A 13,820-nucleotide genomic window follows, 5' to 3' on the forward strand; every position below is an offset into this window, starting at 1 on the left:
GGGCAATGATGGCAAGTCAATTTGTTATTCATTTTTCGATTGAACTTGACTTGAAGGTGCTGGTGTTGTTAAAGGATGTGTTCCTGTAGATACACCTCAGCCTTGTCCGTAGTCAGCGGTGGGGCAAAAAGATAGCCTTGGCCAGAGGGACAGCGCAGCGATCGCAACAGTTGCAGTTGAGTTGTGTTTTCAATGCCCTCGGCGATGCAATCGAGGTGGAGGTTGCGCGCCAGCACCAAAATCGTGTGAACCACCTCCAGATCTTCTTGGCTGCGATCTATTTGGGAAATGAAGGAGCGGTCAATTTTAATGCCATCGAGAGGCAGATTGCGTAAATAGCTCAGGGAGGAATACCCAGTGCCAAAGTCATCAATGTTAATGCGCACCCCCATCGCCTTCAGCTCGGCAAGAATTTCGCGGGCAGAATCTAAGTGCTGCATCAAGGTACTTTCAGTAATTTCTATCTTTAGAAAGTGCCCTGCTAAATGGTAATGCTCAAGGGTTTGTTGAATCTCAGCTACAAGGGTGGGCAAAGAAAATTGATTGGCGGACAGATTGATGCTCATCGTAAAGCCCACGGACTGAAGCTTGGGATAACGCTGTTGCCACTGCTGCAACTGTTCACAGGCATTGTGCAAGACCCAGCGGGAGAGTTCAAAAATCAGCCCCGTTTCTTCAGCGACGGGAATAAAAACTTTGGGGGAAATCAGCGTATCCCCCTTTTGCCAGCGCAGGAGTGCCTCAAAACCTTTGAGAGATTGGCTCCGGAGCTTGACGATGGGCTGATAGTGGAGGACAAAGTCCCCCCGTTCAATCGCTTGCCGCAGTTCCACTTCTAAGTACAGGCGATCGCGCACCTGTTGCAGCATCACAGGATCAAAGACATCAATGCGATTGTGTCCCTTGGTTTTAGCGTGGTACATGGCCATGTCAGCATCCCGCAGCAGTTCCTCACTACTGGTGTAATGGGGGTTACCCATCACAAGACCGATACTCACCGTGCTGTACAGGGTGTAGTGATCGATTTCAAAGGGATGGTTGAGGCGATCCTGCAGTTGGTGGGCAATGGCTTGGGCATGTTCTATCCCCTCAATATCATTGAGCAAGACCGCAAATTCATCTCCCCCTAGGCGTGCCACTACGTCCTGAGGACTCACACAACGCGTCAGCCGCTGAGCAAAGGCTTGGAGGAATAAATCCCCTGTGCCATGTCCCAGACTGTCATTGAGGGTCTTGAAGCGATCGATATCCAAGCAGAGAACAGCATAGTGGTAGTTGGGGTGCTCGGCTGCATAGCTGAGGGTAAGGCGCAACTGTTCCTCAAAGAACCAGCGATTGGGTAAATGGGTGAGGCGGTCATGGCGGGCTTGGTAGAGGAGTTGGGCTTCGATTGCTTTGCGCTCTTGAATTTCCGCTTGCGCCTTTTGATAGAGTTCTGCTTGCAGGATGGCGATCGCCAACTGGGTCGAAATTTGCTTAATCAGTTCAATTTCACTGTCTTGCCAGTCGCGGGGATGGGCGCATTGATGACAGATGAGCAACCCCCACAGCCGCCCTTCGACAATAATCGGTACCACTAGATTAGCCTTAACCTGATAGTGTGCCAGCAAATCGCGATAGCAGGGAACGAGAGGGGCGGTGTCTAAATTGTGCACGACATGAATGCGACCGCGTTTGTAGGCCTCTACATAGCGTTCCGTAAAGCAGGAATCCCCCACGACATCCCCAAGAGCTGACAACCAAGGAGGGATCACCGCTTCAACGTCCATAATGCCGCGCCAATCCTCGAGGAAGCGATAAATGAGCACGCGATCGCAGCCCAAGAGTTCTCGCACATCCTTGACGGCAGCTTCGAGAATCGTGGCCAGATCAAGGGATTGGTGAATGTGCTGGGTAATTTGTACCAGCAGGCGATCGTACTGGGCTTGGCGCAGGAGTTGCTGTTCCACCTGATGGCGATCGATGGCATGGCGGATACTGCGCGCCAGCAAGTTGGGGCTGAGTTCCTGAAAGCTCAAGTAGTCCTGAGCACCACTGTGGAGGATCTGCGTGGCCAGATCCGGACGATCGCTGGGATCAATCACAACTAAGGGTAAGTGTGGATAGCGTTGCTGGAGTGTTTGCACTGCTTTAAGAACGTGATCCCCTTGAGCAATGAGGACAAGGAGATTGGGCTTGGCCTGAGCAACCACCCCGGGGGTTAAATGAGAATACGGACAGGTGTGAACTTGATAGCAAATGTAATCAATCTCGGCGAGATGGGGATATAAAATTTCACCCGATTGGGGGATGTTTTCGATCAGTAATATGTTGATGGATGGCAATAAGCATTTTTTTTGAGGATATTTTTGCGCAGAGTCTTCTGCGACGACTTCAAGGGTCGCTAGTGATTCTAAAGGGCAGTCATCAACAGCGGATAAAACAAGGAGTTTCTCAATCATTGCTAAGTCATCATTCAACACATTAAAATCACAAACTATACAAAAACTTATCAAGGAATATTATTTGTTGCTTCTTCCTAAGTCCATCATACAGCCCTTTTCTAAACTATTGGAGCAGCGATGGCGCTTCATCCCTCAAAGAGCGGTTTTGAGGTTTTTCTGACCGTGATCCCGTCACTGTGAAAAGGGGTGGGGATCGCTGTGAGATCGTGATAGAGAACACGTTTAGACTGCTATCAAAATTGCTAGGTTAGGAGCAGCATTCCCCAAAGGCAGGGGGTTGATCATTGTGCTGCAAAAACAACTTCAAAGCTGGCTGCGGGTTTCTTTATCGACATTGACGCTGGCGATCGCCCTTGTAGTTTCCCCATCCCCGGGTCTCGCCCAGCGGGATTTGATCCCCATTGACGGTTCCGATGAGGATATTCAGCTTCTCTTTGATCTGGTTTATTATCCGCGCCGCGATCCTGCCCGTTTTCGGCTGCAAAACAGTGCTGAGGTGGAAGCCTATCAGTTGATTCGCACCATTTTGCGTACGGGCACGACCCTCTATATCCGTCAACGCCAAGATGATAATTACGGCTCCTATAGTTTTAGTCGCGATCGCTTGATCTTGCGTCCCCGCGCCCTTGCCCATTGGCCAATTTTTATCGAAACGCTGCGCCACGAGGGCTGGCACGTCGTTCAAGCCTGCTTTGCCGCCAAACGAGATTTGGATTCCTTGGTGCCCGTGGGCATTCGCGTCAGCCCCGGTATCGTTGCGGATCTCTACCGCAAGAGTGGCTATAACCCCGAAGACATTCCAATTGAGGCCGAGGCTTTTGCTGCTGAGCGGGTACCCAATATGACATTGCAGGGGCTACAGCGTGAGTGTGCCGACTGGCTCAACCGCCCCAGCAAGGACTAGCCAGAAGAACGGGTCGATGCACCGCAATGCCGACAATAGGGTAAGTGGCGATAGGTGGGCTGCTGACAATTGGGACAGGGCATCCACTGCAAATAACCACAGTGGGGACAGTGCTGATCGAGCTCCCGTAGCCGCTTGCCACAACGGACACAGCGGAGTTTTTGGACTCGGCCTGCCGCCTGTCGCTGTGGATTGAGGAAAAGAGCTTGCGCCACTTTAATCATGCCAAACCCGACCGCTGGAATCAGCAAGATATAGAGGTAGCTGACCAAAAAAAGCAGACCGCCAAAAAGAGCAAGAATGACATTAGCCAGCCACTCAAAGAGGGCTCCCACCTGCAATAGTTCAAAAATCTTCAGCACCAAAGGAATCAAGAGGATCACCAGTAGGTGCCAACTCATGAGGGCAAGCAGGCCATGGCGGTGGCGATCGGCAAAACGATGCACCACTAGGGCGATCGCAATCAGCGGTAATAGAAAGAGGGCTTGTAAAACAAATTGGAGACTGGGATACCAAAACTGAGAGCGCTGATATTGGTTCTCAAGCTGGGCAAAGGTGGCGTCCTCGGCTAAAAATTTCAAGAAGGCTTGGCTATCGGCTTCTTGGAGAATCGCCTGTTCAAGGGCCGCCATCTCATTTTTGAGAGCGGCAATTTGGCGGTTGTTGGCCTCAAGGGTGGCTTTGGCCTTGGCGGCTTCCACCAAGTTGATCGATTGATCCGGGGGTTGCCCCGCAAGCTGCTCTAATAGTGTCGAGTCATACTCTTGACGAATGCGGGCATTGGTGGCCTCGAGGGTTTGAATTTGTGCCTGTTTCTGCTGTCGTTGCTTAAGTCGGGCTTGATTGGTGGGGTGGTTGACGGCATCTTGATACTCTGCATAGGTGAAGCAAATGGCGGAGATGGTTCCCAGTTTGCCCTTGCTGCTTTCCTGTAGGCGCTCCACAGCGGTCTGGGGCGGGGGGTCAAGGCTAATCTGCTGCTCTAGAAAACGAATGTCGCGCTCCCTAGCGGTGTCTTGGCGATAGGCTTGCCAAGGAGCATAACAGGGCTGGGCTTGACTGGGACTCAAAGGCCAATTGCTAATTTCGCTGAGGCCACTAAAGACATTAATGAGGATAAAAATATCCACCAAGATAATGACAATGAGACTGACCCAATTCAGGGGTTCGTCATTGACAAGGCGCGATCGCCGCCAAAATCCCCGCCAGAGTCGCCTCAACCCGCTTGTGATATTCATGGCAGCGTAAACCCAAAGGCAAGTTTTACCCGCTCTAGGGTTGCATTGGCCACGCGGGCAGCCTGTTCTTGGCCTTTTTTGAGCAAATCCTTGAGATAGCTGGGGTCTGCCATAATCTCTTGGTATCGCTGCTGAATCGGTTCTAGGGTAGCAATCACCGCATCGGTGAGGAGGGGCTTAAACTGTCCCCAGCCCATATCGGCACATTCTGCTGCCACTGCCTCTTTGGTTTTTCCCGTGAGTACTTGATAGAGACTCAGCAGGTTATTGGCTTCGGGGCGATTGGGATCGTCAAAGGTCAAGCCACGAATCGGGTCAGTTTTGCAGCGCTTGATCTTCTTGCGAACCTCATCCGGCGAGTCCAAAAGGTTAATGCGACTCAGTTCCGAGGGATCCGACTTCGACATTTTCTTGGTGCCGTCGGTGAGACTCATCACCCGTGCTCCCGCCTTGGCAATCAAGGGTTCCGGTAGCTTGAGAATTGGCGGCTGATTGCGGGCAAAGAGGTAGTTCACACGAGCGGCAATATCGCGGGTCAGTTCCAAGTGTTGCTTTTGATCTTCCCCCACAGGAACTAGATCGGCATCGTAGAGCAAAATATCCGCGGCCATGAGCACAGGATAGTCGAGTAGTCCTGCCGCCACGTTTTCCCCCTGCTTGACGGCTTTTTCCTTGAATTGAATCATGTCCTCCAGCCAGTTGAGGGGGGTAATGCAGTTCAGTAACCAAGTGAGTTCGGCATGGGCGCTGACGTGGGATTGGACAAAGATGGTGGCGTGGGCTGGGTCAATGCCACAGGCCAAGTACAGAGCAGCAACAGTATAGGTATTAGCCGCCAGTTCTGCGGGATTGTGGGGGACGGTAATGGCATGTAAATCCACCACACAAAAGTAGTTTTCATACTCGGCTTGCCCCGCCACCCAGTTGCGAATGGCTCCGAGATAATTCCCCAAGTGCAAGCTACCTGTGGGCTGGACTCCCGAAAGCACCCGTTTTTTGGTCACCCCAACCTCCTCTAATTGTGTTCCTACTATGCTACAGCCCTTTTCCTATGGATGGAACACGGCTTAAACGATGAAAGCCCCTATCCCATGGCAGGGTCATCTGGGCTTGCCCAATGCCCGCAGGGGTCTGGGTGTCGCTATCCCTAACTTAGCGCTGAGTCCTGCTGGGTCGCTTTAGTGCGTGCTTCTAACTCTTCAAGGCGGCTTTTTAGGGTTTGATTTTCCTTTTGTAACTCGTTGAGGGTGGTCTCAAGGGTCTTGAGGCGGTCATCGCTGCCAAGGGCTTTCTGAACTTTGGCGATTCCTTCATCAACTGATCGTTTGATACGGCCGTCGGTGGTGCGATCGCCCAGCTGCTGCAGCAGGCCTAGAACTTGGGGATGGTCAATTTGACTCAGGGCTTGGACAACGGCCATCTGGGTAAAGAAAAAGGTCTCGTGGCTGAGTTGCTCTAGCCGTTCCAGAATTTGCTTCAGTTGGGGATGGTGGCGATCGCCAATGGTGCCAAGGGTACGAATGGCGGCCAAGCGTAGGGGTTGCGGGACATCAATAGCGGTGTAGTCAAGAACCAAATTCACCGCCTCTGGAGACTCCTTGAGTTGCCCCAAGCCAGCGATCGCCCCACAGCGTACCACCTCATTCCAGCCTTGTCGTTTTTCCAAAGCCTTCCGCAGTCGTTTCAGCACTTTTTCGAGCTTGGGTTTCGGTTGCGGTTTGGCAGCGGCAATCACACCAATTCCCTTCAGGGCGGCAGCTTCAACGCTATAGCTGGGGTCGCCGTGCTTGGCAATGGGCTTGAGAAGTTCGTAGGCTTTGGCGGACTTAAACCCAGCAATGGCCTCCACTGCGGCGGCACGAACATGGGGGTGATCATCGGCTAGTGCCAGCTTGAGCGCCTCTAAGCTTTGATCCAGTTGAATCGTGCCCAGCACTTTGGCAATTTCACGCCGCACTCCCCAAAAGGGTTCCCGTTGCAGCGCCGCCGCCAAGGTTTGCACAACTTCTAGGTTTCCTTTTTTGCCTAGGGCAATGGCAGCTTGAACCCGCCCCAAAACATCGGGGTCGTACTGCAGTTGGGCTTTGAGTTCAGGGAGGGGGTACTCTAGGGTAACGGTTTTGAGGGTATGGTTGCCGGCATCAAAACTCACAAAGGTGGGCTGCTGTGGCAGCGGCAAATAGAAGGTGTGCTCTGGTTCATGAATGCGCAGGGGAATGGTTTTGACCGTCACCTGCCCCTGATCATCCACCGTACCGATGCCAACAGGAATCCGCAGATCAAAAAGGTTGCGCTCTAGGGGCGTGACCCCATCGGTCACCTGCTGCTGCTTGACGGTAAGAACGGCTAGTTGATCGGCTACCTCCCAGCGATAGCTCACATGGAAGTCGGGATGTCCCCCACGAAAAACGTATTGGTCAAAGAGGGGAAGTAGGTTGCGCCCAGTGGCCATTTCAATCGCCCGCAGCAGATCCACCGTTTCCACAGCTTGGTGGGCGTAGGTGCGGACAAAGGTTTGAATGGCTTTCCAGAATAACTCTTCTCCGAGTTCCTGGCGGATCATGTGATAGACACAGGCGCCTTTTTCGTAGAGGTGGCGATCGTAGAGTTCAATGGCTTCGCGATAGACATGGGTGACAATGGGGCGGCGGTAGCGATCGCTATCCTCACTGAGGTAGTTGCGCAATTCCCCAAGGCGATAATAGGCGGCAAAATCAGCGCCATATTCCTCCTCAAACCAGAGCACCTCGGCATAGGAGGCCATGCCCTCCTTGATCCAAGCGTGAGACCAGTGCTTGATCACCACCAGATCGCCAAACCACTGGTGTGCCAACTCATGGGCCACTAAACTTTCACTGCGAAAATCTTCAGCGGCGGCTCGCTCATCCAACAGACAGCGGTCTGTCAATAGGGTTGTCGAGGTATTTTCCATACCGCCAAAGATAAAATCGGCCACACAGACTTGGGCATATTTGGGGTAGGGATAGGGATAGCCATAGATACGGCTGAAAAAGTCCATCATCTTTGGCGTTTTGCCCAAGGTGCGGCGGGCATCAGCAGCGCGATCTTTAGCAACGTAGTAGGTGACGGGCTTCCCCTGCCACTGGTCATCAAAAACCGCAAAATCCCCCACCGCTAGGGTCATCAGATAAGTGGGATGGACCTGGGGTTGATACCAGTGAAAGATTTGCCACTCTCCCTCGCTGTAGCAGGCACGCAATTCCCCATTGGAAATGGCCTGTAAGGGTTGGCGCACCCGCGCTCGTACCTCTGACGTCGCCAGCTGCCCAGGAGAATCAAAGCAGGGAAACCAATAGCGGGAGTCCTCATCTTCCCCTTGAGTCCAAGCTTGGGGGGGATCAGTGGCAACAAAGTACAATCCCCGCTGGGGTTTCTGCAGGCGGTAGTCAATGGTGATCACCAGCACCTGATCTGGGTGAATCCCCAAGCTCGCATCAAGAGAAATATCCAGAAATTCACCATCGTAGTGGAAGGCTTGGGGTTGGTGCTGCACAGTCACACTCTGAATCTGTTGCCCCACGGCATTGAGGCGCAGCTGGCGCACTTGGGAGTGCAATGGTCGTAGATGGATATGACACTGTCCCCAGCATGCCTGGGTCTCTAAATCTAGGGTCAAGTCCAAGCAGATATGTTCCACCTGCCCCACTCGATCGGGACTGTAGTGGGGACGCGCACCGCTGAGGACAAAGGATTTGGCTGGGGTGACATCAAGAGTCATAGGTCATGTTGAGCCGCACTTGCTCTTAGTCTAAGGGGCATCAATCGAGGAGTTCAACCACCTTATAGCGACTGGTATGACCCTTAATCAGCTGAATACGGGACTTGGGTACCTGAAAATAGGCCGCCAAGACAGCAATGAGTTCCTCATTGGCTCTGCCCTCAGTAGCTGGGGCACGCACCGCCACCACTAGCTGGCCGTCAGAATTCACGGAAACAGAAGACGTTCTTGCATTGGGTTTGACCACCAGATGGTATTTCTTCATGCCCTCCTAGCCTGAAGCATGGGCACAGATGTGCTGCCCAATTTGCTTGTCAATTTTCATAATGTGATTCACTAACCAGTCTGCTAACTTACCATGGATCCGGGTGGCGATCGCCGCATCCGCTTGGCTGTCGCGGTACTGCTGCTGCAGCTCTTCAATCATCTCGATGAACTGTTTATGGGCGCAGCGGTTAACTTCTGCTAGGGGGCACTGGTATTTTTCAGCACAGCCTTCTTCATTCCCGAAGTGCCACTCTGCATAATACTTCATGAAAGCAATTAGCTGTTTAATCGCAGCGCTTCCCCGACCCTGTTCAATGGCATCCGCCAGATCATTGACAGCACAGACGAGTTCCTTGTGCTGTATATCAATCATGGGCACGCCGGTCTGCAGCTGCTCTGTCCACGCGAAGCGTTGCATTGTTTTTTATCCCCCTAGACCGATTGCGGGTGGGTTTTTGTTTTCAGAAACGTAAAGATTCCCTCTAGAAAGGAGGAGCTAATTTCTGTTGTTTCAATGAGTTCTGGTTCCCTAGGGCTGGCGGCGGGAGCAGCAATGCCAGCAATTTCCTCGGCAATCCCCACCACTATTAGGCGAAAACAAATTTTTTGCACCTCTAGAATGGGTAAGTTCAACGCTTCACTGATTTCTTGGAGGGTTTTGGTACCGTTAGCGTACTCCCACACTTGCCACTCATGATGATTGAGGCGGTAGGGGGGCTGTCCTTCAATCGTGCTGGCAATGGTTGAACTCGGCAAGGGCAGCTTGTCCATTAGGGCTGTCCAATCCCGCAGCAGTCGTAGACCCGCCAAGGAAATTTCCATGGGTGAGGCACTCAGTCCCGTCATTTCGCCAAAAGGCAGTGGATGGTTGGCATCGAACTTAAACCAGCCCTCATTGAGACTAAAGAGGTGAGGAATCGGTGTCAGTACCTGTTGCTTGAACAATAGCCGCAGCTGTTCTGGCTCAAGGGCACCTTGGGTTTTCAAGCACAGTCCAAGGGATCCGGTTAGGGAACAAAAGGGTAAGAGGCGTTGAATGGTAGTTGGGCGCAGCCAGCCCCGCTGCTCAATGAGCCGTTGCAATCCTTGGTGATCCAAGGTCGTTGTTGCGGCTACAATTTGACCCAAGCGAAAGAAGATATAGTACTCCTGCATTTGGGGAATCAGCGGCATCATCCCCGCCATTTCCACGGGCTTAATGGAAAGGCAACCCGTTTTTTGCCCCTGCTCCAGAAAACGGAAAATTTCCCCCAACGAAAACTCTGATAGATAACCGGTGATTTTCATAGATTCCCCCTAATAAGTTGAGTGATTCTGCGTTCAGTTACGTGGCTAGAGCACTGCGGTTTAATTGCGAGGATTGGGCACTGGCATAGGCTTGAATGAGTGCCATCATGGCAGCGGCAACAGAGGACTGATCTAAAGCATTCACAGGCACCATGGGTGGGCGACGGTGGGGACTCAAGTAGCCAAGGGCGATCGCGATCTCTTCAGCAGGCCACGCATTGGGATTATCGGCATGGCTCAGACCCACTAGCATTGGAATCTTTGTGCGATGGCGCATGAAGGCCAAAATCCGCCGTGCCGCTCGAAAATCTTGGGGACGGTGAGAACTGACCAGTAGGATAAACGCATGGGCTTTGCGAATAAGAATATCCCACATAAAGTCAAAGCGTTCTTGACCAGGCGTGCCATACAGATGCAGGGCAACATTAGGACCAAACTGCAGCCGCCCAAAATCCATCGCTACCGTTGTCTTTTCCTTGAAAGCAGCAATTTCATCCGTTGCCTTGCGATCGGTATCCACCACCTCAATTTCGCTGATGGTACGGATGAAGGTGGATTTGCCTGCGCCCACTGGTCCTGTGATGACAATGCGCATAATTTCCATGGGTTGGCACCTCAATTACGGCAAAACACAGAGGAATCAGGCTGGTCTAAACATTCACGGCTTGCCCCATACCCATAAGTTGGGTTTGCAATTCAGCCAGAACATTTTTAATTTCAAGGTTGATAATGCCCAATTTGGCAGAGGCATCCGCCAGCACAAGGAAAACCGCATCTTCGGTGCAACTGGTGAGAATGCCATACCCACTGGCACCCTCTACAAGGATGCGCTCGATTTTGCCCCGGCTTAGCTCTCGTCCAATACGTTCCCCCAACGACAGCATGGCCGCTGACATCGCTGCCACCCGTTCATCATCCATTCCCCCCGGCAAGGTTGCCGCCAGCGTCAGACCATCGGGAGACACAAGGGCGGCTCCTTGGACATTACTGGCATTGGCAACAAAGTTTTGCAGTGTAGCTTCAAGTTTTGCGGCATTAATTGGCATAATCTAATCCTCGTAAAGATATGGGAACTTTTTGAACAATGACTGCTAGGTGACCTACATGGCAGCAGCCCCTGTGGCAATTAGCCGTTGAAACAGTGCCTGGGTCCAACCGGTTTCCTTAAGAACCGCTTGGGAAGACACCTCGAAGTAGGCCTGTTCAATAAAGGCAAGATCAATCATGCAAATTTTGCCTAGGGCATCACTGAGGGCCTCGGATTTGTTGGCTTCCCTTAACTTTTGCCGCACGGCGTTGACAACAATTGCCATCGCGGGTACCACATGCTGTGGCCCAATGCCAATGCGCACGTGAACCAGACCAATTTTCCAGCGTCGCTCAGCGTAGGCCTTGCCCCAACCATCCATCCCTGTGAACATTTCATGGAACCAGTCGATGAAGGTTTGATGGAGGCGATGAATGCGTCCTTCTGTGGCGTTGAGAATGGCATTCATCTCTTCATCCCGCCCTAGGTAGTCATAAAAAATGTCGGCCATTTGGGGGGCAATTTCCTTTCCCCACGGCGCGGCCTCCGCCAACAGGGATTTGTCTGCATCGGTCAACTGGACTCGCCGTACCATCGTTGCCATAAAATTGACTGGCTCAATTGTCATCTCTTTCGCCTCGAAACACTGAATAACTTTAATTACTAGATCAGGTGAATTGACTGGGCGTCCGTGATTCAGTGATTAGAATCAAGTCAGGCACTTACTCCTGCAAGCTAACAAACAATATTCGGAAAAGCTGAAAATTTTAGAAACAATTAAAGATTCCCCCTTAAAAATCCAAGCACTGCTGGTACAGACCTCTGCATTAGATGCTTGAAAAGCGCTTCCTCACTCCACGACATGCAACCTCAACTCAGATTTAGCCGATTTCACAGGGACTCAACACAGAAATACAAAGTTGCTCCTCATTCTAAAAAGTGTGAAGTTAGCTTACTTATCACTCTGCGTTGCAGAAACAGGCTGCGGTTAATGCAGAGTATTCCCCTGACTTTCTAATGAAAAGTATAGATTTCTCTGTAGTTCTTTGACTGTATTTCTCGACACACTACACAAAATAAAATGATTAGATACATTTTTTAATTATTCTTTAGTTTTTTAATTCGCTTTGTGTGGAAATGAAAGTAACTTTTACAAAATATCCCCAATGCCTTGATCCCATGGCACGGAGTATGCCACCCTTGCATTGTTATCCATCTAGGATGCTTTGAGTCATCGTAGGTATTTATCTTGAGCAAGGGAGGATAGTTGTATGTCCGATCGCTTGACCTACCAAGGCGAAATGGAAACGAAGCTGCAACAACTCGGTGCCCAGCTTGACCAACTCAAGGCAAAGGCGGATCAAGCGGGTGAAGATGTCAAGGCAGATATTGAAGCTAAAATTGAAGCCCTCAAGGCCAAACGCGATGAGATTACTCAGCAATTGGCTGCCCTCAAAGAAGCGGGCGATGATGCTTGGGAGTCCCTCAAAGCAGGGTTCCAGAGTGCGTGGGATGAGTTGAGCAAGGCCTTTGAGGAAGCAGCCAGTAAGTTTAAGGGTGAATAACTGTTTTCTTAGCTCCAACCCTCAATGGTGACATCGACGCGATCGCCCTCGTGGGATAGGGGCGCAATGTTAAGGTAATACAACGGCTGATCGGCAGAAAGATTCCGCAGCCAATGGAGACATTGGGCATCCACATGGACATAGGAGCCGGTTTCCACGGGGGTACGGATCAAGGCGGTTGCTGCCACAGAACTCGCAGGAGGCGTCATCGGGCAGGTAATGAGTTCACCAACTCCCGACACAATTAGGAAAATATCGTCACCGCGATGGTGGTAATGGGGATAGTTGGCTTGTCCGGGTTCAATGCGATAGAGACTAGAGGCCAATTCCGGATTGTGGTGATCCAAAGGACAAACGGCGTAGCCTGGCCGCTTAGGCATCCAGTTTTGGCAACGCTCGATTAATTCAGGAAAGGAGAAAACTAACATTGTGCCCTTAGGATAAATCTTGACCATTATGAATATTAAATTATTGTATCGCCAAGCGATCGCGCTATCCTAGCCAATGGCCGCGGTTCGGAGTTTTGAATGAGTACACCCATTCCGGTCATTGTTGTCGGTGCTCTCGGCAAAATGGGACGCGAGGTCGTTAAAGCCGTACAACAGGCTGCCGACACTGCCCTCTATGCTGCTGTTGATCGCAAGCAGGTGGGGGAGGATATTGGTGAAGTCCTGGGGCTAGGGGCGCTGGGCATTCCAATTAGTGGCAGCTTGCAAGAGGTGTGTGTCGCCGCTGCCCAAGAAAAACAAGGGGTGGTGATGGTGGATTTTACCCATCCCACAGCCGTCTACGAAAATGTGCGCATGGCGATCGCCTACGGTATCTATCCTGTGGTCGGAACAACGGGCTTGAGTCCAGAACAAATTGAAGATCTGGCCGAGTTTGCTGACAAAGCCGATATGGGGGGGGTGATTGCTCCCAACTTCTCCATTGGTATGGTGTTACTGCAGGAGGCGGCCATCCGGGCGAGCCAGTATTTTGACCATGTGGAGATCATTGAACTGCACCACAACCAAAAGGCTGATGCTCCTAGTGGTACCGCCATTCAAACCGCGCAGCGTTTAGCAGAATTGGGCAAAACCTTTAACCCACCGCAAGTGCAGGAGTCGGAACATCTCAGGGGTGCCCGCGGGGCGTGTACAGAGGGGGAGATTCGCATCCACAGTGTGCGCTTGCCGGGACTGATTGCCCATCAGGAGGTGATTTTTGGCGCACCGGGGCAAATTTATACGTTGCGCCATGACACCAGCGATCGCCAGTGCTATATGCCGGGGGTACTGCTGGCAATCCGCAAAGTACGGCAGCTCAAGCGCTTGATCTATGGCTTGGAGAAGCTGCTCTAATTTCGC

Annotated in this window: 14 protein-coding genes; 3 read left to right on the forward strand and 11 right to left on the reverse strand. The window is 51.8% G+C overall.

Going from position 1 to position 13,820, the window contains the following annotated elements:
* Positions 1-68: 68 nt before the first annotated feature.
* Complete coding sequence (locus RHK62_RS08055) at positions 69-2,324, reverse strand: EAL domain-containing protein (RefSeq protein ID WP_310453554.1); 2,256 nt, start codon at positions 2,322-2,324, stop codon at positions 69-71.
* A gap of 406 nt (positions 2,325-2,730) precedes the next feature.
* Between RHK62_RS08055 and RHK62_RS08060 the strand changes: the two genes are divergently transcribed.
* The gene (locus RHK62_RS08060) at positions 2,731-3,348 is read left to right on the forward strand and encodes a hypothetical protein (protein ID WP_302676378.1); all 618 of its coding nucleotides are present in this window, start codon (positions 2,731-2,733) and stop codon (positions 3,346-3,348) included.
* On the opposite strand, the gene RHK62_RS08065 is transcribed toward RHK62_RS08060, so the two are convergent.
* The 9 genes from RHK62_RS08065 to RHK62_RS08105 all read right to left on the reverse strand — a co-directional run bounded on the left by RHK62_RS08065 (position 3,345) and on the right by RHK62_RS08105 (position 11,534).
* Positions 3,345-4,586, reverse strand: coding sequence for a zinc ribbon domain-containing protein (locus tag RHK62_RS08065; RefSeq protein ID WP_310453555.1), 1,242 nt, complete (start codon positions 4,584-4,586; stop codon positions 3,345-3,347). The two genes, RHK62_RS08060 and RHK62_RS08065, sit on opposite strands and share 4 nt — an antisense overlap.
* Positions 4,583-5,590 (reverse strand): tryptophan--tRNA ligase, encoded by a 1,008-nt coding sequence (gene trpS / locus RHK62_RS08070; protein ID WP_302677877.1) that lies wholly within the window; start codon positions 5,588-5,590, stop codon positions 4,583-4,585. The genes RHK62_RS08065 and trpS overlap by 4 nt, the downstream gene beginning before the upstream one ends.
* 143 nt (positions 5,591-5,733) lie before the next feature.
* Positions 5,734-8,325 carry a M1 family metallopeptidase gene (locus RHK62_RS08075; RefSeq protein WP_310453556.1) on the reverse strand — a complete coding sequence of 864 codons (2,592 nt, stop codon included), beginning with the start codon at positions 8,323-8,325 and terminating at the stop codon, positions 5,734-5,736.
* Positions 8,326-8,365: 40 nt separating this feature from the next.
* On the reverse strand, positions 8,366-8,590 hold the full coding sequence (locus RHK62_RS08080; protein ID WP_206199527.1) for a DUF167 domain-containing protein: 225 nt from the start codon (positions 8,588-8,590) through the stop codon (positions 8,366-8,368).
* Positions 8,591-8,596: 6 nt separating this feature from the next.
* On the reverse strand, positions 8,597-9,010 hold the full coding sequence (locus RHK62_RS08085) for a hemerythrin family protein (RefSeq protein WP_206199528.1): 414 nt from the start codon (positions 9,008-9,010) through the stop codon (positions 8,597-8,599).
* 14 nt (positions 9,011-9,024) lie between these two features.
* Positions 9,025-9,879: a DUF4388 domain-containing protein gene (locus RHK62_RS08090; protein ID WP_206199529.1), complete on the reverse strand. Its 855-nt coding sequence runs from the start codon at positions 9,877-9,879 to the stop codon at positions 9,025-9,027.
* Between the two features lie 37 nt (positions 9,880-9,916).
* Positions 9,917-10,483 carry an ATP/GTP-binding protein gene (locus RHK62_RS08095; RefSeq protein ID WP_302676372.1) on the reverse strand — a complete coding sequence of 189 codons (567 nt, stop codon included), beginning with the start codon at positions 10,481-10,483 and terminating at the stop codon, positions 9,917-9,919.
* A 46-nt stretch (positions 10,484-10,529) separates the two neighbouring features.
* A complete protein-coding gene (locus RHK62_RS08100; protein ID WP_206199531.1) occupies positions 10,530-10,925 on the reverse strand; it encodes a roadblock/LC7 domain-containing protein in 396 nt (131 codons plus the stop codon).
* Between the two features lie 54 nt (positions 10,926-10,979).
* The gene (locus RHK62_RS08105; RefSeq protein WP_206199532.1) at positions 10,980-11,534 is read right to left on the reverse strand and encodes a protoglobin domain-containing protein; all 555 of its coding nucleotides are present in this window, start codon (positions 11,532-11,534) and stop codon (positions 10,980-10,982) included.
* Between the two features lie 643 nt (positions 11,535-12,177).
* On the opposite strand from RHK62_RS08105, the gene RHK62_RS08110 reads away from it, so the two are divergent.
* Entirely contained in the window at positions 12,178-12,471 is a 294-nt protein-coding gene (locus tag RHK62_RS08110; protein ID WP_206199533.1) for a hypothetical protein, read from the forward strand.
* An 8-nt stretch (positions 12,472-12,479) separates the two neighbouring features.
* Here the strand turns inward: RHK62_RS08110 and RHK62_RS08115 are convergent, their stop codons facing one another.
* On the reverse strand, positions 12,480-12,851 hold the full coding sequence (locus RHK62_RS08115) for a cupin domain-containing protein (RefSeq protein WP_225901514.1): 372 nt from the start codon (positions 12,849-12,851) through the stop codon (positions 12,480-12,482).
* Positions 12,852-12,998: 147 nt separating this feature from the next.
* Here RHK62_RS08115 and dapB point away from each other — a divergent pair, with 147 nt between their 5' ends.
* A complete protein-coding gene (dapB, locus tag RHK62_RS08120; protein WP_206199535.1) occupies positions 12,999-13,814 on the forward strand; it encodes a 4-hydroxy-tetrahydrodipicolinate reductase in 816 nt (271 codons plus the stop codon).
* Positions 13,815-13,820 lie beyond the last annotated feature (6 nt).

Origin of the sequence: Thermosynechococcus sp. HY213 (genome assembly GCF_031460975.1) — a bacterium.
Taxonomy (GTDB): domain Bacteria; phylum Cyanobacteriota; class Cyanobacteriia; order Thermosynechococcales; family Thermosynechococcaceae; genus Thermosynechococcus.

Bases quoted from the DNA above. Each gene is read 5' to 3' on its own strand.
- RHK62_RS08065 (WP_310453555.1), bottom strand. From the start codon at position 4,586: ATGAATATCACAAGCGGGTTGAGGCGACTCTGGCGGGGATTTTGGCGG.
- RHK62_RS08075 (WP_310453556.1), bottom strand. From the start codon at position 8,325: ATGACTCTTGATGTCACCCCAGCCAAATCCTTTGTCCTCAGCGGTGCG.
- RHK62_RS08080 (WP_206199527.1), bottom strand. From the start codon at position 8,590: ATGAAGAAATACCATCTGGTGGTCAAACCCAATGCAAGAACGTCTTCT.
- RHK62_RS08085 (WP_206199528.1), bottom strand. From the start codon at position 9,010: ATGCAACGCTTCGCGTGGACAGAGCAGCTGCAGACCGGCGTGCCCATG.
- RHK62_RS08090 (WP_206199529.1), bottom strand. From the start codon at position 9,879: ATGAAAATCACCGGTTATCTATCAGAGTTTTCGTTGGGGGAAATTTTC.
- RHK62_RS08095 (WP_302676372.1), bottom strand. From the start codon at position 10,483: ATGGAAATTATGCGCATTGTCATCACAGGACCAGTGGGCGCAGGCAAA.
- RHK62_RS08100 (WP_206199531.1), bottom strand. From the start codon at position 10,925: ATGCCAATTAATGCCGCAAAACTTGAAGCTACACTGCAAAACTTTGTT.
- RHK62_RS08105 (WP_206199532.1), bottom strand. From the start codon at position 11,534: ATGACAATTGAGCCAGTCAATTTTATGGCAACGATGGTACGGCGAGTC.
- RHK62_RS08110 (WP_206199533.1), top strand. From the start codon at position 12,178: ATGTCCGATCGCTTGACCTACCAAGGCGAAATGGAAACGAAGCTGCAA.
- RHK62_RS08115 (WP_225901514.1), bottom strand. From the start codon at position 12,851: ATGCCTAAGCGGCCAGGCTACGCCGTTTGTCCTTTGGATCACCACAAT.
- dapB (WP_206199535.1), top strand. From the start codon at position 12,999: ATGAGTACACCCATTCCGGTCATTGTTGTCGGTGCTCTCGGCAAAATG.